We start from the raw sequence: 20,841 nt of genomic DNA, 5'->3' as shown, positions 1-20,841 counted from the left end.
AGTAAGACGTTACGTTGGTTTCTGGTTAGTAATGAATTAGAGGTTACAGGTTTTGTGGAACGAGTTCGTGGAATAGCCCTACCTTCGTAACTTGAAAGAAGCAAGGCCATGACTTTTGAAGAACTGAATCTGAATAAACCGCTGATTAATGCGCTGAATGATCTGGGATATACCACCCCCACAACCATCCAGCAGAACGTATTTTCGGTGGTAATGTCGGGACGCGATGTATGCGGACTGGCACAGACGGGTACCGGAAAAACGTTGGCTTACCTGCTTCCCTGCCTGCGTCAACTTCAATTTTCGAAGGAAAAACTGCCGCAGTTGTTAATCATCGTGCCAACTCGTGAGTTAGTGGTGCAGGTGCTGGAAACAGTGAACCAGTTAACAGCTTACATGAATCTGGTGGCGGTTGGCGTGTATGGCGGGGTTAATCTGAAACCACAGGTGGCCGAAGTGCAAAAAGGCATGGATATCCTGGTAGCAACTCCCGGTCGACTGGTCGATCTGCTGGCGAATGGTTTGTTAAAGACCAAAGCCATCAAAAAACTGGTCATTGATGAAGTTGACGAAATGCTGAACCTTGGCTTTCGTACGCAACTTAAAACGATTCTCGACCTGCTGCCACCGAAACGGCAAAACCTGCTTTTTTCGGCAACCCTTACGGCGGATGTTGAGCAACTGATCGATACGTTCTTCAACAATCCGGTTCGGGTTGAAGCCGCGCCCGTTGGTACACCCCTGGATAATATCGCACAATCGGCTTACGCGGTTCCGAATTTTTACACGAAGGTCAATCTGCTGGAACTCCTGCTGAACCAGCATGGCGACATGACTAAAGTATTGGTGTTTGCAGCCACTAAAGAGCTTGCCAATCAGTTATACGATCAGATCGATGCTACGTTCCCAGATCAGACTGGCATTATTCATTCCAACAAGGCCCAGAATCAGCGGTTTGATGCAGTTGAAAAATTCAAAGACAGTACGTATCGCATCCTGATTGCCACCGACATTATTGCCCGTGGACTGGACGTAGCAGAGGTCTCGCACGTCATTAATTTCGACATGCCCGACGTACCGGAAAATTACATACACCGTATAGGTCGAACGGGTCGGGCCGATCAGCAAGGTATTGCCATTACGTTCGTAACCCCCGCCGATGAAGAACGTCAGGAAGCCATCGAAACCCTGATGAATTACCAGATACCAATGCTCGATTTGCCGCCAAATCTGGTTATATCGGATGAACTGACCGACGATGAACAGCCTAAGGTCTACATGAAATTGCCTGACGTGAAAGTGCCTAAGCGCGAAGACGTTGGTCCGTCATTTCATGAGAAACTGGCAAAAAATAAGAAAGTAAATGTCCGGCGTGATTATGCAGCCGAGAAAATGAAAAAATATGGTCGACCCATTAAGCGAAGCGGAAAAAAGTAAGCTGACATTCAAAGAGCTTGGTTTATCGGAACCACTGCTGGAAGCCATTGCCGACCAGCAATATGCTCGTCCCTATCCTATCCAGCAGGATGCCATTCCGCCCATTTTGCGCGGGAAAGATATTCTGGGTATCGCCAAAACCGGTTCAGGAAAAACCGCCAGTTTTGTGCTGCCCATTCTGGAATTGTTTCATCGGACCAAAAACGTCAGTAGTCGGTTTGCCAGCGTACTGGTGCTGGTTCCTACGCGCGAATTGGCCGGACAGGTTGCCGACGTATTTCTGACGCTAGGAGGGCATCTATTTCCGAAAGTAAAAACTGTGGCGGTATACGGGGGCGTGGCTATAAACCCGCAAATGCAGGCCGTACATGGAGCCGATATCATCGTCGCCACACCCGGTCGATTATTGGATCTGCTCGCCCAAAATGCGCTACGTCTGTCGGATGTTGAAATTCTGGTGCTCGACGAAGCCGACAAAATGCTGGAACTCGGTTTTGCCGACGAAATGGATCAACTCTTCGACTTACTTCCCCAAAAACGCCAGACGATTCTGTTTTCGGCAACGCTGGGCGATGCGATTCAGCACATTAATACTACGTTGCTCCGGAATCCGGTTAAAATTGAAGTCGTTGAGGAGACTACCAATCTCGAATTAATTGAACAGCTGGCTTATAAAGTCGACCCAACGCGCAAAGGCCCGCTGCTACGTTACCTAATCAAATCGGAGCAAATGAAGCAGGTGCTGGTGTTTGTCTCCTCAACCCGAACGGCGGATAATCTGGTTGTCAAGCTCAATAAAAATGGCATTCAGGCGGCTGCCATCCACGGGCAGAAGGGTCAGCAGATACGAACCGAAGTGCTTCACCAGTTCAAATCGGGTAAGTTGCAAGTTATGGTCGCTACAGATTTGCTGGCTCGCGGCATTGATATTCAGCTACTTCCGTATGTCATTAACTTCGACCTCCCCCGTTCACCAAAAGACTACGTTCACCGCATTGGCCGAACGGGACGGGCAGAAGCGACGGGAAAAGCTTTTTCACTGATCACCCCCGACGATGAGCATCACTTTAAAATTATCCAGAAAAAAATGGGGAAGCGAGTCGAGCAGGTAGATACCGCAGAGCTGGATTTGAGCGGATATTGATTAGTAACTTCACTAGTAGTTTTGTCATGCTGACCGGGCCCGCAACGGCGGACCGTGCCGGAGCGGGAACGAAGCATCTTAACGCATCCAAACAAGCTAGCCTGGAAACCTTAAAATGTTTCCTTCGTCAGCATGACAAAAACACTCATTTTGGGCTTGTACCTGAAAGTTTAAACAGGCTCATTAATCCATTACTCAAATAAGCATGACAACGAACGAAATTTACGACGTATTGACCGATGCCATTAGCTCGGTTATTCCCGGCGATTGGACCATTGCCCGGCTCAATGTCAGCTTTTTCTCGGATGGGCAGGAGATTGAATTTGATGGTACGTACCTGAACCCGGAAGGAGAGGCAGAACCCTTAACAACCGATTTTCCGGATGAAGTTACTGAAGCCGTTCAGCGACTGTACGCGCATCGAACCCAGGAAGGTCACCCCCGCGCCAATCAACTACAAATCGACCTGACTGTTGATGGACGATTTACCACTGACTTTAGTTGGGATCAGGAAATTCAGGATGAAGACGAGCACTTCAGCAATGGCGGCACCGCCCGCGAATGGATTGCCATCCGAGAAGCTAAATACGGAACAAAGCCAGAAGAATAGCTCACAAGGCCACTTCCGCCATTGGTTCGTCAATAGATTTATGTGCCCGCTGATACGTTATAACCCGTTGACTAACAAGGAGAATGAATAAAGCCAGAAAGACACAACCCGTCATGACGCCTACCATCGGCATCGATGTATTGTTGTGAAAGATGCTCACACCCGCCGACACGCAAGCCCCAAAACCCATCCGGAAGCTTCCCATCAACGCAGCCGCACTGCCCGCATGACGTGCGAACGGTGCCAGTGACAGCGCCGACGCATTAGGACCCGTAATTCCCTGTCCACAGAGGAACAGGAACAGCATGGTAATCAGGCCATACACTCCAAACCAGCCTGCCCAGGTGCCCACCACCATCAGCAACCCTACTACGGATTGATACGCTAACGTAGTGAAAATAATTTGTTCGCTGGTGAATCGTTTCAGGAGAAAACGATTCAATTGCGTAGGTGCAATTACGGCGATGGACAGAAAAGCGAAAATCCAACCATACTCCTGAGCGCTAACGTGGTAGAGATTCATAAAAACGTCTGACGAACCAGCCAGATAGGCAAATGGGGCCGACGTAGCAAAACCGCCAACCAGCGAATAGGTCAGAAATTGCGGCTGTTTAATGACGGTGAAAAAGCTCCCTAATACAGCCCTCGGACGTAGTGACAGCGTGGCATCCGGCTGTTTCCCATCGGGCAATGCTACGTAGATTCCCACCATAATCAGCGCGGTTATAGCGGCCAGAATAATGAACATCGAGTGCCAGCCAAAAGCAAGCGTAGCATAGCCACCAACCGTTGGGGCGATCATTGGAGAAACCGCCACTACCAGAATTAATAGCGAAAGAACCTGCGCAATCTGATTGACAGGAAACAGGTCACGTACCAGCGCCTGAGCTGCTACCAGCCCAACGCAGCCGCCAAGTGCCTGCAAAAGACGCATACCGATCAACATTTCGATGGATGACGAAAAGGCGCATCCGACCGAAGCCACTACGTAAATGAGCAGGCCAACATACAACGGTATTTTTCGACCGAAGCGGTCCAGCAATGGCCCATAGATCAATTGGCTTACGGAAATACCTATTAGATAAGCCGTTAGGGAAAGCTGCACCTGATCAATGGTCGTGTGCAGATCTTTAGCAATAGCCGGAAATCCCGGCAGATACATATCTATCGAGAAAGGGCTGATGGTGGAAAGCGTTCCTAAAATCAGGATAACGACAAAATACTGTCGACGCGTCATGAATACAATGTGATGGTAGTATCATAGATACGTTCGGCAGTAAACGATTGTTCCACCAAAATGGCAATAATTGGATTTTTCTTATTTTTTCACACTTAAGCAACAGTCATATATTTCCTTAATTTTAGCATAGCCTTCTAATTATCAACGTATTGAATTACTGTTTCTCCAATTTTTTAAGCGTAGCCTGAATATATTCTTTTGAGAGCCAGTTTGTGCCCATCATCACGCCTTCAATGTTACGTGTCTGGCTAATGTCTTTCAGGGGATTGCCGCTCAACAGGACTAAATCCGATACGTTGCCGGTTTTGATGGTGCCCCAATCCGGCTTATTAAAATAAGATGCTACGTTGACTGTACCCGTACGTAAGGTTTCGTAAGGCGTCAGGCCAGCATCGACCATGTATTTCATTTCGTGATGAATCGAAAAGCCCGGTACGTTGAAAACCTGTGGCGCATCGGAGCCCAGCAGCAACTCAACGCCATTTTTCTGGCATTCCAGAATCAACTTCCGACGAATCTCGATCAGCTTTTGGGCGTGGTCTTTCGAGAATTGCGGATTATTGGTGTAGTTATTTTTCGCGTTGGTCCAGTTCTGAATATCAGAGGCTTTCATGTATTTCATCTCCGGCGCTTTCGTGTAGGTTTCGGCGGGCATCGGCGACAGCCATCGTTCGGCCAGCGCCTGCGTGGGCACCACTCGAATTTTATGCTCGCGAAGGCCATTCACCAGTTTCGGAATGCGGGAGGGGTCGGCCCGATACCCGATCCAGGCACCGAACTGGCCCGTTTCGCGCTCCACCAACGTATCGGAACCCGGCGTAATAGCTTCAATAAAGCCATCTAAATGGTCAATCGACGAATAATCAGCGTCGATAGCCCGCCAAACGCCCACATTAAATGATACGTGTCCCACAAATGGAATTCCGACCTCATGGGCAGTTTTGGCAATGGCTGGAAAGGTTTCTTTCGTCAATCCGGGGTGTAGTTTCAGGAAATCGTATCCGGCTGCTTTCTGTTCACGTACCATCTCGGCACCACGTTCAGCCGTTTTCACCGTTTGCCCGCTGAATGAGGGGCCAGTAGCGTAGAAATGTGGTCCGAGTATTTCGCCACTGTTAATTTTGCTACGTAGCTCCAGGTGTTTGGGATGTCCCAACATTCCCCGGATGGTGGTGATGCCGTTTGCCAGATATAAAAGCAGCACTTCTTTCATCGGCTCAATGTCGTCGATGGGCGGTACGTGGGCGTGAATTTCAGCCCAGCCCGGCGTCAGATATTTGCCTTTGGCATCCACGACCAGCGCGTCTTTTCCAAACTTGACGCTACCCTCGTTACCCAATGCCGTGATACGTCCATTTTTAACGACAACCGTCTGGTTTTCAATCACACGCTCTCTATCCATCGGGATAACATTAACCGACCTAAACACGATTTCGCGTTGTTGATTGCTGGTTAATTCCTGCGCTATTAGCAGGGTGCATGGAGCAAGGAACAGAGCGAGAAATAAGGTTACAATGAGGATTCGCATAGTTTAAAAAGGATTAAAGGGATGGCAATAATCTATAGAATAGGCTAACTTGGCTCACGTAAATTTATCTAATTCACCCAACAAACTACAGGGGTTTGCACTTTTCAATGGCATGAACATAAACGTAATAATTACCGGAGCTACGGGTATGGTGGGTGAAGGCGTGATGCTCGAATGTCTGTCACATCCCGATGTCGCCGAAATTCTGCTTATTAATCGAAAACCAACGGGCGTATCGCACCCGAAAGTTCGCGAAATCATTCATACCGATTTCTTCGATTTGACCCCAATTGAAGATCAGCTCAAGGGTTACAATGCCTGCTTTTTTTGTCTGGGCGTATCGTCGGTCGGGATGAGCAAGGATGAGTACAAACGCATGACCTATGATCTTACGCTGCACATGGCCAATCTACTGGCCAAAAATAACCCAGACCTCACATTCTGCTACGTATCAGGCAGCGGCACTGACAGCACCGAACAAGGTCGTGTGGCCTGGGCGCGGGTGAAAGGAGCCACCGAAAATGCCCTCATGCGGCTCTTCAAAAATGCCTACATGTTCAGGCCGGGCTTTATGAAAGCCACACCTGGCCAGAAAAACGTGCTTAGTGCCTACAAATACATCGGTTGGCTCTATCCGATTGGCCGGGCCCTGTTTCCAAGTGGTTTCTGTACGTTAGCAGAAGTCGGACAGGCTATGATTAACGTAGCGACCAAAGGTGCGCCTAAACACATTCTTGAAGTAAAAGACATTGTTGAGGTAGGGAAGGGGTGATTTTACTCCACAATTGAAACAACTACGTAATTATCCTTTCGGGTAATACCATACAACACGAGTTTGTCTTTACGGCTTCGGTCGATGGCAAAGGCCTGCCCTTCGCTGATGGTTAGGATGGTTTTGACGTACTGCAACGTAGAACCACGTTCGGGAAGTTTCAATACGTATAGTTCGGGTTTGTCGTGGCCGGTGCAATAAATCAGACCGTCGGTTCCCCAGGTTCCGCCAGAAGTGCTTTTGGGCGAAAATGCCTGCAATACGTTGTCGGGAAAGGTCCAAGCTTCGAGTTGCTGCCAGTTTTCGCTAAACTTCACCAATGTAGTCCAGCGGTTATCGCGTCCTTCGGCAGACGCTTTGTCTGAATAATTGGCGAAAGCGACCCACCAATACCCTTTGTAAAAATCGGCCCAGGTGACCGAACCGGGGAACAATCCGAAACTGTGGGTACCGATATGACGTAGCGTCGCCGTATCGAAAATTTCGATCGAACTCGCCATCGGTACGTTCGGGTAATTGGAGTGCGTACAGTATAATTTCTGACCGATAATAACTCCGCTGTTCATATGCTTCAGCAACCCCGTTGTATCCTCCCAGGCGGCTACCTGTTTTCCGTCGGTTTTGGTATGCTTCGTCAGCGAGTGGTTGTTCACTACGTAGAAATAGGTTTGGTCAACGGCCACGCCCTGCTGCACCAATTTCGGCTGAAAGCGTTTGATTTCCTGTGCCTTCTGCCCAAAAGAATGCGTTCTACAGGTCGTAGAATAGATTACCGCAACAAGTATAGTTAACCAAAACGCTCGCATAGTTTATAGAGTTACTGATTTCTCGGCTTACCGTTCATCCAATTCTGCCGAACACATAGCGTGGTTTTCGCGTAGTTTAGCTGTTCGTATAAACCTATGCTAAGACAGCCAAAATACCGCCATGAAAAGACTTATTTATCTTTACCTACTTCTCTCCGCAGGCCTGATACAGGCGCAATCGCTGTACATGCCCCGAAATGTCAAAAAAGCGTATCAGAAAGGAACGCGCTCGATGGATGGCAAGCCCGGTAAGAATTACTGGCAAAATACAGCCCGATACGCTATTTCCATCACAGCTGCCCCGCCAAACCGTACCATTCGCGGAACGGAACAAATTACCTATATTAACAACAGCCCCGATACGTTGAAGTTTCTGGTGTTCAAGTTGTTCATGAACAGCCACAAACCGGGCGCGATACGGCAGAGTCAGGCTTCGGAAAACTATTTGACATCGGGTCTGCATATTGATAAATACACCGAAAGCAACGTAACACGTCAATTCCCAAATCAGGGCGTCGGTACGTTGGCCGGGATGCAATTGACGAAGCCCCTCATGCCCCGCGATTCAGTTAAACTGACGTTCGACTGGCATTACGACGTATCAATTGAGAGTGGACGCGAAGGCGTGTTAGATTCGACGACTTTTTTCCTGGCTTACTTTTACCCGCGCGTAGCTGTTCGCGACGATTATTACGGCTGGGATCAGACGCCTTTCACCGAAGCGCAGGAGTTCTACAACGACTTCAACGACTATACGCTGAACGTAACGGTTCCCAAAGATTACCTGGTTTGGGCAACAGGCAACCTACTGAACGCCAGCGAAGTTCTACAACCGACTTTTGCCAAACGGCTGGACGAATCCATGAAAACCGATTCGTTGATTCACGTAGCAACCGCGCAGGACGTAGCAGCCCGGAACGTAACGACGCAGTCAGCCTCGAACACGTGGCGCTGGAAAGGCGACTACGTTCCAGATATGGCCTTATGCATTAGTAATCAGTACGTTTGGGATGCGTCGAGCGTAGTGGTCGACAAGGCGACAGGGCGACGAGCGAGTGTACAGGCAGCTTTTAAAGACAATGCCGCCGATTTCCACCAGATGGTGAGTTTTGGGCGACATTCCCTCAACTGGTTTTCGAATAACTGGCCGGGATTGCCTTACCCCTACCCTAAGACGATGCTGGTGCAGGGTTTCGCCGACATGGAATATCCGATGATGGTGAACGACAGCAGCACACCCGATCTGGAATTCTCGCGGTTTGTGGCCGAGCACGAAATCGCTCATACGTGGTTTCCGTTCTACATGGGTGTCAATGAAACCCGCTACGGATTCATGGATGAAGGCTGGACTACCGCTTTCGAATACCTGATTGGTCAGTCGGATTTGGGTAACGAGAAGGCTACCCAGAATTTCAAACAGTTTCGGGTCAATTCCTGGGCAAATGACCCGTCGGCCGAGCAGGATTTACCCATCATTATACCGACCAACGTATTAAGTGGCGTAGCGATGGGTAATAATGAGTATGGCAAAGCAGCTATTGGTTATCTGGCGCTCAAAGAGTTGCTGGGCGACGTAGCATTTAAAAAATCGCTGCATGAGTTCATCAATCGCTGGAAAGGCAAACATCCGACGCCCTGGGACATGTTTTTCACGTTCAATGATGCGTCGGGCAAAGACCTTAACTGGTTTTGGAACAACTGGTTTTTCAGCAATAATTACATCGATTTCGGTATTCAGAACGTAGCAGCATCCGGTTCACAAACGACTGTTACGTTACAGAACATCGGCGGATACGTAGCACCGGTCGATATTATCGCTACGTTCACCGATGGCTCTACACAAACGTATCACCAGACGCCCGCCATCTGGCAAGCCAATCAGAAACAGGCCGTTATTAAACTGGCTACCAATAAAAAAGTCCAGTCGATTAAACTGGACGGGGGCATTTTTATGGATGCCGATTTGAGCAATAATAATTGGAAAGCGAAGTAACGTAACGCGGACGAGCGTTTTTGTCATGCTGATGAAGGAAGCATCTCAAGGTTTCCTCACTCTCAAATTCGGATGTTTTAAGATGCTTCCTTCGTCAGCATGACAAAAATTACATTACCTCAATCGTCACGCCGGGTGCGCTGGACTTTTTGGGCAACGTAACAATCAGTACGCCGTTTTCCTGTTTGGCGGAGATGTTTGCTACGTCGACTTTGTCGTTCAGTTGCACCACCCTTTCAAACGATTTGATGGGGTATTCCTGCCGTAGAAATGTCGGCTTTTGGGTTTCGTCGATGCTCCGTGTACCGCTGATGGTTAATACGTCGTCTGAAACGGAAACAGAAATGTTCTCCTTATCGAAGCCAAGCGCATAAACGTGGACCTCAAAAAACGTATCGTGGTCAATAATATTGATAGGAACATTGTATTTGGGTCGGCGGAATGAAGTGGCTCCTGTAAATCGATCGAAAAAATGTGCACCGTGGTGGTGTCCTCGGGCAAATCGATGCCCGGCATAGCCATGATTATACATAGGTTGTATTTATTAAAAGTTAATTTTGAAGATGTATGAAGTATAATGTTCGACTCGGCTCTATACATCATACTTCATATATCATCCTTCAATTACAGGTCTACTGAATCAGGGCGAGAATGCCCTTTCTCGTGGCGCCAGTTGTCGCAGCGGCCGTCGTAGCCGTGGCCCCGGTCAAACCCGCGATAATATCCGTGGTGGCCCCAATACCGGTGACCATATGCGCGGGGACCAACAAAAGCCATCAGGCTTCCGAAGGTAACGGCAGCCGTCAGTACGACTACCCAAGGGTTCATTCGTTGTCTCATGCTTTTATTTGTTTTCAGGTGTTTGGTTTTCTTTATTTTCTTTCGGTGCGTCATACCCGTAGCAGTTGCCCGAGAAGCGTTGTTTGAACGTATTGTATTCTTCATCGCTCATCTGCCGGATTCGGTCGGCAAAGGCGGGCATAGGACCGGGGCCATATCCCCAACCGCGCCCCCAGCCCCGGCGGTGACGCCCTCGACCGAAGAGCCTGAATAAAAGGCCAATGATGAAAATGAAGATAAAGAACCGTAACAGAAAGAACGGCATAATAAACAGGGCCGCTCCAATGAGTAATCCGGCCAGAATTGATTTTAACAGGGTGTTGTTCATTGTCTTTGTTTTTACGTTTTGAATCGTGTTCAAAGAGGATGACGGCCTGCTCAGAGAATTACTTTAAACTTCCTGAAATTTTTTCAATTATTTCTCCGGACGCATAAAAATCCCCGTAGAACGCTTCCACGGGGATTTTTTATGTTTAGACAGGCACACCATTATCAGTAGCTGGTATTATAAGTGGCAGGCGAATACTGAACTGACCTTCTGCTTCTGTGATTTCAGGGGGAGGCTGCTTAAGCTGATGATACTGATGAAGAATAGCAGTCAACCCAACTCCGTTCGATATAGTCCGTGTGTTTTTGCGTTGCAGGTTATTCCGGACAATCAGATGGCCGGCGGCATCGGTATAAATATCGACAAGTAATGGACGACTGGGTAACACTACGTTATGTTTCACGGCATTCTCTACTAATAATTGCAGCGATAAAGGTGGTAATAAACATGGATGAAACTCAGTATCAACTTCCACATTCAACGTCAGACCGGTTCCATACCGAGTTTTCAAAAGATGATAATACGCCTGAATGAAGGCTAATTCGTTAGCCAATGTTGTTAGTTGCTGGTCATTGGCTTTTAATAAATATCGATACACTACGCTAAGTTCATCGACGAATTGGCTGGCCCTGGGCGGGTCATCCTCAATGAGCGCCGAAAGTGAATTAAGGCTATTAAACAAAAAGTGTGGATTGACCTGCGCCTGCAAAGCCCGGAGCTGCACGTCTGTTTTCTCCTGCTCTAATTGCTGATGAACCAGTTCTGCTTCCAGGGCTTCACGATGCCGTTGCCCGCGCTCGTGAACGAGTTGCTCCTCAACGCGCGTCTGTTCAATAGCCTGCTTAACAGCCAGTTGGCGTTGCCAGAATAGAAAGCACAACGAAAAGCACAGTAAATCCAGGGTAATAACTATTTCCATAGGAATCAGCAACCAGTTTTTAATTGCTGTAGGAGAATCCGGCTGGGCTTCCCACAGTAATCCGCTAAACGAAATAACGGCCCGCGCTTCGTCGAGAAACATAAGGAAACTCCCCATCAAAAACAGGCGCCCAACAATATCCTTGCGTTGAGCAGCTACCCACAGGCTAATCAGACAGATACCTACAAAAAACAGACCCGTCAGAATTGTTGCAAACCACAAGAGGCTATTCGTATTGCGATTCGTTTGGGAGAAATCTATCCCGATATCAACCAGCATCTGAATCGCCAGCAGTATCTGGAAACTACGAAACCATTGGTGCAGGCGTGGTATCCGTTGCCTGAGGTCAAAAAATCGATCAACCAACGCTACGTAGCAAATATGAGCAACAGCCAGCGTTACGTCGTACGTTAGGCTACGTTCCAGTTTTGTCAGCTCTAAACTGAATATAGTCGCATTAATCAGTGAAGGCAGTATGTGTAAAGTAAACAGCGCATAAATCAGGTTGCGGGAAAGCCCCCACTGTACGGCATTGATGACGACAATAGAGCCTACAGCGCCCAGATAACAAAACATTATATCTTCACCCGACATACCAACACAACTGCCGTTTAGTTAAGCATACTAAAGATACATACCAATTTCACCTGTTGTATACCCGATTGCGATAAACCTCATAGCTCTATTAAATAACCAAGCCAGCAAGGGGTTGAAACCGTGCTGGCTAAAGAAAGCTCCGACAGCCGGAGTCTCAAGCTATTGGTTCGTATAGCCGATACCCATCATGTTCGAGCGGGTAGCGGATTCTCGACCTACAAAATCGACAGTAATCGACGTAGCATAGTCGCCATCTTCATAGACGTCACGTACCTTCAATGATTTTCCGGTGGGCTTATAAGCTGCGGTAACCACGTAGCGCCCGATTGGTACGTCCTTAATAAAGGAATCGTAACGCTTTTTGCTACGTAGTGACAGCGTTTTACCAGTGGAACCATCGATAAGTGGGCCAACCGGTTTGAATGTGAATTCGATGTTCTCGTTATCGCGAAGTTCGTCTGCATTTAGGTCGCGGAACGTTTCTACAGTACCACCGTAATACAAATCCAGACTAAGATCGGGGATGTGTCCGGTCAGTTTCCACTGAAAATTTCGAATGGGTTTTTCGGCCTCCGTAAACGAATCTGGGTTTTCGGCCTCCAGGTTGATTTTGTAAACCCGGTCGTTGTACTGTTTCAAAATATAGCCTTTCGCTATCCATTGCCCCAGGTCTTTTACCAATTGCACCTGATACGTTCCGTTCGTTGTTGAATTTACTTCGGCACCACGGCCTTTAAACACAGTATTGTCAATAAAAACGGTAGCCCGAGCTAGTGGTTTTCCCTGCGGATCGGTAACGGTTCCGGTTAAAAAGCCAGCTTTTCCGGCTTTGTTGCCTTCGTCAGTTGGTGTGGTCGTACTGTTATCAGGTTCTACTACGGGTTTGGTTTCGCAGGCAGTGAGGGTCAACAAACTGCTTACCGTTAGCAAAACGGCTCCAGTAATGATACGTTTAGAGAGGAGATTCATTATGATGTTGTTTACAAATTATTTGGTTGAAAAAAGTAGACGTTAAACGTAGGTAGTCCTAGCGCCAACGATGCAAATCTGCTACTCGAAAGAGGGCTAATCAATTAACTGTAGGACCAATTGCCTTTTATAAGTGGCCAGTTGAGCGCAACTGGGAATGAATTGTAAAAATCTGTTGGTGGCCTGAAGCAATTATTTTCGATAATTCCAGCTGCAATTTCCTACCAGATTCTTCATTTCCCGGGAATCTCAAACCGGCTCTATTACCTCTTTTTTCTCGCCCGATTGGTATCCAATCGACAAATGGCTGCTATCTACTAACAACTGATACGTTACTTATAACAACTCAGTCTGGTTTCAGTGGCAATAGGGTGGCCTGTCGAAGCACCTTTGTGCCATAAGAGCGGTACAACAACCCGCTAATGAACAATCATACTGCAATCATGAAACTACACCATTATCTTTTTTGCGGCCTGGGGACGCTCCTTTCATTTACGGCTTGTAAACCCGAAGTAGACACAACCCTCCAACCCTTGCCCCTACCACCAGGTATTGAGCAGACAGGTACGGTAACCGAATCAGGTCAGCCACAGGGGGCACCTATCAGTAAAGTAATTGGACCGGAAGGCGGGACTATCAGTACCGCCGATGGTCATGTACAATTGAGCATTCCAGCCGGGGCTCTTACTAAATCAACGGATATTTCCATTCAGCTCATTACGAACAAAAACCCAAACGGCCTGGCGCAGGCGTATCGGTTTTCGCCCGAAGGATTGACGTTCCGACAGGCTGCTACGTTGACGTTTCAGTACGATGAAAAGAAGTTGTCCAGTAAAGACGTAGAGAATCTGGGGATTGCTTACCAACGTAGCAACGGCATTTGGTACGACGTAGCAGGGGCCAGCGTTAATACCAGTAAACATGAAATTAACGTACCAATACGCCATTTCAGCGACTGGACGCCTTATGAACTCGCTCAGCTTGAATTTACGGGTATTGGTTCATCTACTACCAGCGGCACAGAATACGTTCCTTGTGGCAAATCTATTGACCTGTATGCGGGACTTCTTACGTCGAATCCAGATTACCCAAAAGACAGTACTGAAAAGCCATTAAAGGCAAAAAAAGGCTTTGGCTCGAACTGGAAGCTATTTGGCGAAGGGCAATTAAGCGTTGACCCAAAGGCATCAGGTGCCAAATACACAGCTCCCGGCCTTCCCCCTGTCCAGAATCCAGTTCAGGTAACGGCAGACCTGGAATTTGAAAACAAAAAGTTTAAAATCACCTTGTTTTGCCAGATTTATGTGGGAGATGGCTCGTATTTTACGCTAACAGCCCAGAATAATACGAAGGGTTCCAGTAGTTTCTCCTGTGCTCAGGTAGCCAACCAGGTTATACTGGAAGGCAGTGTGGGTTCGTATGTTATGATGCTGAAAGTTAATGCCAAAGACCTGCATGAAGGATATTATACGTATGACAAATGTGGAGTAGATGCCGTGAACGGAGTACAAGCTGTTTATTCGTCTATTACAAAAGACGGCGAAATTCCAGATGCCTACATTAGCTATTACGATGGTGACTGCGATGGATTATGCCACCCTTCTCCCGATGGGCTTTCGGTTGACCTCATCGAAACGACAAACGGCGTTCGCTACGTAACAGGCTCATTTGTGGGCACTTGCTACAGGCGTACTGGAGTATGCAACAAAAATTTTAAACTGGAAAAGGTTTCAGTAAAAGGTTCTTTCCGGATGCCGATATTGAAACTGTAAAGACATGTTTTACTACGTTTACCCTAAACAAAAAAGCGAATCCACAGGGCGAATCCGCTTTACTTTTCTATCCATTAATCGAAAACCAAAATTGGCGACAATCCGCTGGATAGAGAAATCAACTAGACTAAGGCTGGATAAACATAGATAGATTGCCAATAATTGTCGATGATACCTACGTAACGAAACCTGATTTTTCAGCTTTCATCGCTTTCCCTTTTTCCCCATGGACCTCGTCGTCGCCATTCGTTTTTAAATTTTGCTCTTTCTTCATCACTCATATTGCGCCACTTATCGCGCCAGTGAGGTGGACCGCCATTAAAAGGACGCCCACCTGGCGGGCCAAATCTAAAACCTCCCAACAGGATTCGGAATAAAATCAGTAAGCCCATAGCCTGCCAGTACGTTACCGATTTAACGGGCACTACGTTTACCAGTACGTTATTCCAGAGTCCATATACTACTCCGGTGAGCGCCATAAAGGCGAGCAGGAAAAAGAACGGGAAGAAGATACGTCGGCGACGTTTAGGGTGACGGGGTTCCATGCGTTTGCGCTTTCTTGTCAACTATAAATTATCCAGTTCGTCATACAAGGCTTGCAGTCGTTTACGAAGGTGCTGCACCGCGTACCGTTTTCGGGAAATAATGGTTTTCAGATTCTCATTGGTCTGATCAGCTATTTCCTGCAATGTTCTGTCTTCCAACTCGTTCCACACAAATACGTTACGTTGATTTTCGGGGAGTTCATCAAGCGCGCGCATAAGTTCTTCCCAGAAAATATCTTTAAAAAACTGGTCTTCCGGTGTCTGGGCATCCGACAACAAAATGTCCCGAAAACGGAAGTTGTCATCTTCCTCATCACCAGTTAAATCACTCAGCGAATCTTCTTTTTTCCGGCGATACGTATCGACAATCCGGTTGCGAGCCACCTGATAAAGCCAGCCACTCATGCTACCAATCTCCTCAAGGTCAACCACTTTACTTAGTTGATACCAGACATCCTGTAGAATATCTTCGGCATCTTCATCCGAACGCACCTGACCACGAATAAACCGTAACAGTTTGTTGCCATACTGCTTAACGGTTGTCCCGATGGTACGTTTGGGTGCGTCGGACATACTACGTAGTTACAACATAACCGGCTGCCCAGTCCGAACCGATTCATCGCAGGCAAACGCAATCCGAAGGCTGTTGACGGCGTCCTGCATATGGTCGGTCAGGTCGATATCTTCCTGGATGGCTTTCAGGAAATAGCGTTGTTCACGATTACAAAGTTCCTGATGATCAGGCTCGTCCTGCATATCAATCCACGTATCTTCTTCTGTAAACTGATCTTCACTGTTGAGGTTGGCGCGGTGTACACGTAGTGATTCAGTTTTGGTATGCGAATCCACATTATCAGATTTTCCTGTACCTCCCGCGTTTTTGGCTACAATCGATACGCAGCCTTCAGGCCCGATTACATCCTTAACAAAAAAAGCTGTTTCGCTCATCATGGGTCCCCAACCAGCTTCATACCAGCCCACAGAACCGTCGTCGAAGCGAATCTGCAACTGGCCGTAGTTATAGTTGTCGGTAGGGATGTCGTTGGTTAACCGGGCGCCAATGGCGTTAACTTGAACGGGTTTTGAGCGGGTCATCTGACACATTACGTCAATATAATGAACGCCACAGTCGACGATCGGACTGAGACTTTTCATCAGATTCCGGTGAACCGTCCACATGGTACCATGACTCTGCTGATTGAGGTTCATACGCATTACCAGGGGCTTACCCATTTCGCGGGCTATTTCCACAAATTTTTCCCAGGAAGGATGATGGCGGAGAATATAGCCTACCACCAACTTTTTACCCACTTTCTGAGCCGCTTCCATAACCCGTTCGGCACCTTCGACGCTGTCAGCAATGGGTTTCTCAATAAATACGTGGCATCCTTGTTCAAACGCCATTAAAGCAAAGCGCTCATGCGTGTCGGGATAGGTCGAAATACACACGGCATCGGGTTTGGTTTCGGCTAATGCATTCGCGTAGTCATCGAACAGGGGGTATCCTCCGCCCAACCGTTCGTTAAGTACAACTTTACTATTTCCGGTCGATACAATACCACAGATTTCGAATCCATCGATGATCTGATAGGCAATCGCGTGCGAAGAACCCATATTGCCGCATCCGACAACAAGCACACGCAGGGGTTTAGATGACGTAGGCATAATTGATTTTACTGGTAGGTTATAGACCCATCTTTGGGAAGCCGTAAAAATACCGGGTTGGCTCGAGACTATAGCAACGTATCAGTCAATACGTCGGTAGGCGATTACTGCGTTGCCAGATCATAGGTAAACTTATCACACCTGAAAATCAATCTCTTCCTGAACATAAAAATCTGTTGAGAAATCATATTATCCGATTCAAGTGCTAATTGATACAGTTCACTACGTTGCTTGTTCAAGGCTGTAATTCAGCCTGTTAGTTTTGTCCGCAAGTGAACGTAGCTTGTCCGCCATCGGACATTAATTGATTTGGCACAGACCTACAAATCATTAACAATCAATTAGTTAACATAATTGGCACAAGCTTTGGCTTATATAAAGCAATCAGATAAACAACAAATTTTACAACCTCTTTAAACATTACACTACCATGTTACCACTAATGAGCAAAGTAGCCGTTTCTCTTCTGTTGAGTGCCGCTACGTTTATGAACCCAACTACGCCCAACGCTCTGTCGTTCGAGGCCAACGCTTACGTAATGACCAACAATCAGGTTCGGGTGGTCGTCCAGAAAGATGCAGATGCCGTGGTTACGATTTTGCTACGTAACAAAAGCCAGGAAGTTCTGTACCGTCAGATTGTTGGCAAAAAAGAATCGGCCTACGCTGTAAAACTGGATGTTGACGCTTTGGTCGACGGTACGTATGAGTTGGAATTCAAATCAGAAAAAGGCAGCATCCGTAAGCAACTCAATTTGACGACGCCACCAGTGCAAAAGCCACTACGTACCATTGCGATGCAATAGGACGTAGGATACAAAAATCCCCTAAAAACAGCGCTGTTTTTAGGGGATTTTTGTATCCATTCGTTGCTACGTAGCAACAGTACGTTAATCATACATTATAACAATATACCTTTAAATTCGTCTTGCTCAATAAAAGGCTGACTACGTAGGCGCTTACCAGTTGCTTTGAAAATAGCATTGGCAACAGCAGCACCGGCAGGTGGTAAAGAAGGTTCGCCCAGGCCCGTTGGTTCGATGTTATTTTCAACGAAATGTACTTCTACCTCAGGCACTTCGGCCAGGCGAATCAGGCGAAATTCGTTAAAGTTTTTCTGCTCGGGCACGCCATCTTTGAAAGTAATTTTGCCGTACATCGCATGACCAATTCCATCAACCACGCAACCTCGCACCTGTTGCTGTGCCCCACTCTGGTTTACGACCACACCGCAATCAGCAGCTGAATATACTTTCTGGAGTACGGGTTTGCCCTTCTGCATAACAACTTCGCCCACCTGTGCTACGTAGGAACGGTGTGAAAAGTAAACGCTAAAGCCCTGAGCCAGCAGTTTGCCATCGGCCCCTTTCTTTTTACCCCATCCCGATTTTTCGGCAGCCAATTCTATAACACCTTTCATTCGATCGATGTCGTATTTGATGGCACCTGCGGGTTTCTGTTTGGCTTTTTCCAGCAATTCTAACCGAAACTGAACTGGATCTTTGCCGGCTGCCTGCGCTACTTCGTCTAGAAACGATTGTTCGGCAAACGCCAGGAAGTTTGTAATCGGCGCCCGCCAGGGACCTGTCGTAATGGGCGACTTATGATCGACGCTGTCAATCAGCAGGTTATCGACCGCGCCTGACGGGAAATTATCTTCACGAGTGGCATTGCCGGCATTAATACTAACTCCACGCAGTTTGTAGCCAATCATCATGCCCTGCGCATCAAGAGCAGCTTCGAAGCGGTAACGTACCGCCGGACGATAGCTTCCGCCGGTCATGTCATCTTCGCGAGTCCAGATTAATTTTACCGGCGCATTCACCAGTTTCGATACGTTCACCGCTTCCAATACGTAGTCAGCTTTCAACCGACGACCAAAACCGCCCCCCATACGAGTGAGTTGCACCGTTACTTTTTCAGGAGCTATTCCCAACAGCTTAGCGGTTTCGTTACGTGCCAGCTCGGGGGTTTGCGTAGGCCCAACCAATTCTGCTCCATCGGCCCGCACATGCGCGAAGAAATTCATCGGTTCCAGCGGATTATGCGGCAGGAATGGACATTGATATTCCGATTTAACAACCTTTGCCGCATTTTTAAACGCAGTTTCCACATCGCCATCTTTCCGGCGCACGGTTGCCTCCGAACTGTCGAGCATTTCCTTGAATAATCGGTTGTGATCGGCAGTGCTTTCTAATGCATCCGCTTTTTCCCACTCGATTTTCAGGGCATCCTTGGCTTTTTTCACCTGCCAGGTCGATTTACCGACGACTGCTACGTTATTATCGAACGTAACAACGTTGACGATACCCGGCATAGATTTTATCGCTTCTGTATTTACGGATTTGAGTTTATAGCCAAACGCAGGACGTTGCAGCATGGCAAAAAGCATCCCTTCCCGGTAAAAATCCAGCCCAAACAACGGTTTGCCCGTAATGATTTTTGGATTATCTACATTTTTGACTGTAGTCCCAATCAGGGTATAATCTTTCTTCTCCTTCAGTGGTACGTCCGTCGGTACGGGAATTTTGGCAGCTTCAGTTGCAAGTTCGCCATAACTCAATCTACGATTACTAGCCTGATGCGTAACGAAACCTTTGCTGGTTTTACACTCGACTGCAGGAACCGACCAACGCTTCGCAGCTGCTTCTACCAGCATCAGACGAGCCGTAGCGCCAGCAACGCGCAACCGTTTCCAGGAATGAGGTATAGAACCACTACCTCCCGCCACCTGACGCTCGAATTTTTTAGTATCGAGTGGCGCTTGCTCGACAACAACTTTTGTCCAGTCGGCGTCCAGTTCTTCAGCAACGATAATTGGGAATGCGGTTTTTATTCCTTGACCTACTTCTGGATTAGGCGATAGAATAGTAATGACACCCTGAGGATCAATGGATAAATAGCTGTTGAAATCAACACCTGCCGCAGAAGTGCCAATACTAGAAGCACTCGACATGGCCGCTTCTGAATCACTCCAGTTAAACCCTAAAATAAGCCCACCACCGGTAGCCGCAGCTACTTTTAGAAAGCTTCTTCGACTTGAATTCCCGAACGTCGACATAGCTATTTTGTTTTTGGGGTTTTAGCTGGTGTAGTAACTTTCATTTCTGATGCCGCTTTTACAGCTTCCCGAATACGGTGATACGTTCCACACCGGCAAAGGTTGCCCGTCATGGTTTCATCAATTTCTGCCGATGTTGGCTTTGGATTACGTTTCAGCAATGCAGCGGCTGTCATAATCTGGCCAGCCTGACAGTAGCCACACTGTGCTACGTCGATTTTGTCCCAGGCTTGTTGAACTTGATGGGCGCCATCAGCGGAAAGCCCTTCAATTGTAGTTACTTTCGATTTGCCAATAGCTGATACAGGCAACACACAAGAGCGAGTAGCTTCGCCATTAAGATGAACTGTACAGGCACCACACTGAGCAATACCGCAGCCGTATTTTGTACCAAGTAATCCAAGTGAGTCTCTCAAGACCCAAAGCAGTGGCGTATCAGGTTCAACATCTGCCTGATAGCTGCGGTTATTAACTTGTAGTTTGAAGATAGCCATTGATTAGTAGAGATTACTGAGTGACAGCAATACAAGGAAAATACAAAAATCTCGCTTCTCTACTCAGTTGCCCGGCTCATAAAGCAGAAAAGGTCGTTGATACACATCAACGACCTTGTTTC

The 20,841-nt window shown here is 47.5% G+C and carries 20 protein-coding genes; 7 read left to right on the top strand and 13 right to left on the bottom strand.

Annotated elements, in window-relative coordinates; translation table 11 throughout:
- Nucleotides 1-108: 108 nt before the first annotated feature.
- From IC229_RS16040 to IC229_RS16030, 3 genes are all read left to right on the top strand, one after another.
- Nucleotides 109-1,437 (top strand): DEAD/DEAH box helicase, encoded by a 1,329-nt coding sequence (locus IC229_RS16040; protein ID WP_190888016.1) that lies wholly within the window; start codon nucleotides 109-111, stop codon nucleotides 1,435-1,437.
- On the top strand, nucleotides 1,403-2,581 hold the full coding sequence (locus tag IC229_RS16035; RefSeq protein ID WP_190888015.1) for a DEAD/DEAH box helicase: 1,179 nt from the start codon (nucleotides 1,403-1,405) through the stop codon (nucleotides 2,579-2,581). Before IC229_RS16040 ends, IC229_RS16035 begins: the two co-directional genes overlap by 35 nt.
- A 205-nt stretch (nucleotides 2,582-2,786) precedes the next feature.
- Entirely contained in the window at nucleotides 2,787-3,191 is a 405-nt protein-coding gene (locus IC229_RS16030) for an antitoxin YezG family protein (RefSeq protein WP_190888014.1), read from the top strand.
- Between the two features lies 1 nt (nucleotide 3,192).
- Here IC229_RS16030 and IC229_RS16025 read toward each other — a convergent pair whose 3' ends face one another.
- Both IC229_RS16025 and IC229_RS16020 read right to left on the bottom strand, forming a co-directional pair.
- Nucleotides 3,193-4,428, bottom strand: coding sequence for a multidrug effflux MFS transporter (locus IC229_RS16025; RefSeq protein WP_190888013.1), 1,236 nt, complete (start codon nucleotides 4,426-4,428; stop codon nucleotides 3,193-3,195).
- 157 nt (nucleotides 4,429-4,585) lie between these two features.
- A complete protein-coding gene (locus tag IC229_RS16020; protein WP_190888012.1) occupies nucleotides 4,586-5,959 on the bottom strand; it encodes an amidohydrolase family protein in 1,374 nt (457 codons plus the stop codon).
- Nucleotides 5,960-6,071: 112 nt separating this feature from the next.
- On the opposite strand from IC229_RS16020, the gene IC229_RS16015 reads away from it, so the two are divergent.
- Entirely contained in the window at nucleotides 6,072-6,731 is a 660-nt protein-coding gene (locus IC229_RS16015) for an NAD-dependent epimerase/dehydratase family protein (RefSeq protein WP_190888011.1), read from the top strand.
- 2 nt (nucleotides 6,732-6,733) lie between these two features.
- Here IC229_RS16015 and IC229_RS16010 read toward each other — a convergent pair whose 3' ends face one another.
- Nucleotides 6,734-7,537, bottom strand: a complete 804-nt coding sequence (locus tag IC229_RS16010; RefSeq protein ID WP_223834020.1) for a hypothetical protein — start codon at nucleotides 7,535-7,537, stop codon at nucleotides 6,734-6,736.
- A 121-nt stretch (nucleotides 7,538-7,658) separates the two neighbouring features.
- Between IC229_RS16010 and IC229_RS16005 the strand changes: the two genes are divergently transcribed.
- Entirely contained in the window at nucleotides 7,659-9,530 is a 1,872-nt protein-coding gene (locus IC229_RS16005; RefSeq protein WP_190888010.1) for a M1 family metallopeptidase, read from the top strand.
- A gap of 109 nt (nucleotides 9,531-9,639) precedes the next feature.
- Here IC229_RS16005 and IC229_RS16000 read toward each other — a convergent pair whose 3' ends face one another.
- The 5 genes from IC229_RS16000 to IC229_RS15980 form a co-directional block, all read right to left on the bottom strand.
- Nucleotides 9,640-10,062 (bottom strand): Hsp20/alpha crystallin family protein, encoded by a 423-nt coding sequence (locus tag IC229_RS16000; protein WP_190888009.1) that lies wholly within the window; start codon nucleotides 10,060-10,062, stop codon nucleotides 9,640-9,642.
- Nucleotides 10,063-10,154: 92 nt separating this feature from the next.
- Complete coding sequence (locus tag IC229_RS15995; protein ID WP_190888008.1) at nucleotides 10,155-10,370, bottom strand: hypothetical protein; 216 nt, start codon at nucleotides 10,368-10,370, stop codon at nucleotides 10,155-10,157.
- A 4-nt stretch (nucleotides 10,371-10,374) separates the two neighbouring features.
- Nucleotides 10,375-10,698 carry a hypothetical protein gene (locus IC229_RS15990; protein WP_190888007.1) on the bottom strand — a complete coding sequence of 108 codons (324 nt, stop codon included), beginning with the start codon at nucleotides 10,696-10,698 and terminating at the stop codon, nucleotides 10,375-10,377.
- A gap of 145 nt (nucleotides 10,699-10,843) precedes the next feature.
- A complete protein-coding gene (locus IC229_RS15985) occupies nucleotides 10,844-12,193 on the bottom strand; it encodes a histidine kinase (RefSeq protein ID WP_223834019.1) in 1,350 nt (449 codons plus the stop codon).
- A gap of 180 nt (nucleotides 12,194-12,373) precedes the next feature.
- A complete protein-coding gene (locus IC229_RS15980) occupies nucleotides 12,374-13,183 on the bottom strand; it encodes a carboxypeptidase-like regulatory domain-containing protein (RefSeq protein WP_190888006.1) in 810 nt (269 codons plus the stop codon).
- 443 nt (nucleotides 13,184-13,626) lie between these two features.
- On the opposite strand from IC229_RS15980, the gene IC229_RS15975 reads away from it, so the two are divergent.
- A complete protein-coding gene (locus IC229_RS15975; RefSeq protein ID WP_190888005.1) occupies nucleotides 13,627-14,955 on the top strand; it encodes a hypothetical protein in 1,329 nt (442 codons plus the stop codon).
- Nucleotides 14,956-15,152: 197 nt separating this feature from the next.
- Here the strand turns inward: IC229_RS15975 and IC229_RS15970 are convergent, their stop codons facing one another.
- The 3 genes from IC229_RS15970 to IC229_RS15960 are packed head-to-tail and all read right to left on the bottom strand — an operon-like array spanning nucleotide 15,153 to nucleotide 17,165.
- A complete protein-coding gene (locus tag IC229_RS15970; RefSeq protein ID WP_223834018.1) occupies nucleotides 15,153-15,500 on the bottom strand; it encodes a hypothetical protein in 348 nt (115 codons plus the stop codon).
- Between the two features lie 21 nt (nucleotides 15,501-15,521).
- On the bottom strand, nucleotides 15,522-16,073 hold the full coding sequence (locus IC229_RS15965) for an RNA polymerase sigma factor (protein ID WP_190888004.1): 552 nt from the start codon (nucleotides 16,071-16,073) through the stop codon (nucleotides 15,522-15,524).
- A 9-nt stretch (nucleotides 16,074-16,082) separates the two neighbouring features.
- Nucleotides 16,083-17,165, bottom strand: a complete 1,083-nt coding sequence (locus tag IC229_RS15960) for a Gfo/Idh/MocA family protein (protein WP_190888003.1) — start codon at nucleotides 17,163-17,165, stop codon at nucleotides 16,083-16,085.
- A 430-nt stretch (nucleotides 17,166-17,595) separates the two neighbouring features.
- Here IC229_RS15960 and IC229_RS15955 point away from each other — a divergent pair, with 430 nt between their 5' ends.
- Entirely contained in the window at nucleotides 17,596-17,970 is a 375-nt protein-coding gene (locus tag IC229_RS15955) for a DUF3244 domain-containing protein (RefSeq protein ID WP_223834017.1), read from the top strand.
- Between the two features lie 95 nt (nucleotides 17,971-18,065).
- Here IC229_RS15955 and IC229_RS15950 read toward each other — a convergent pair whose 3' ends face one another.
- Together IC229_RS15950 and IC229_RS15945 are read right to left on the bottom strand one after the other, a co-directional pair.
- Nucleotides 18,066-20,225 (bottom strand): xanthine dehydrogenase family protein molybdopterin-binding subunit, encoded by a 2,160-nt coding sequence (locus tag IC229_RS15950; RefSeq protein WP_190888002.1) that lies wholly within the window; start codon nucleotides 20,223-20,225, stop codon nucleotides 18,066-18,068.
- Nucleotides 20,226-20,227: 2 nt separating this feature from the next.
- Nucleotides 20,228-20,719, bottom strand: a complete 492-nt coding sequence (locus tag IC229_RS15945) for a (2Fe-2S)-binding protein (RefSeq protein ID WP_190888001.1) — start codon at nucleotides 20,717-20,719, stop codon at nucleotides 20,228-20,230.
- Between the last annotated feature and the right edge of the window lie 122 nt (nucleotides 20,720-20,841).

It is taken from the genome of Spirosoma profusum (assembly GCF_014699005.1).
GTDB lineage: Bacteria > Bacteroidota > Bacteroidia > Cytophagales > Spirosomataceae > Spirosoma > Spirosoma profusum.
Note: the sequence above shows the minus strand (reverse complement) of the source record. Positions and strands in the feature narration are given on the sequence as shown.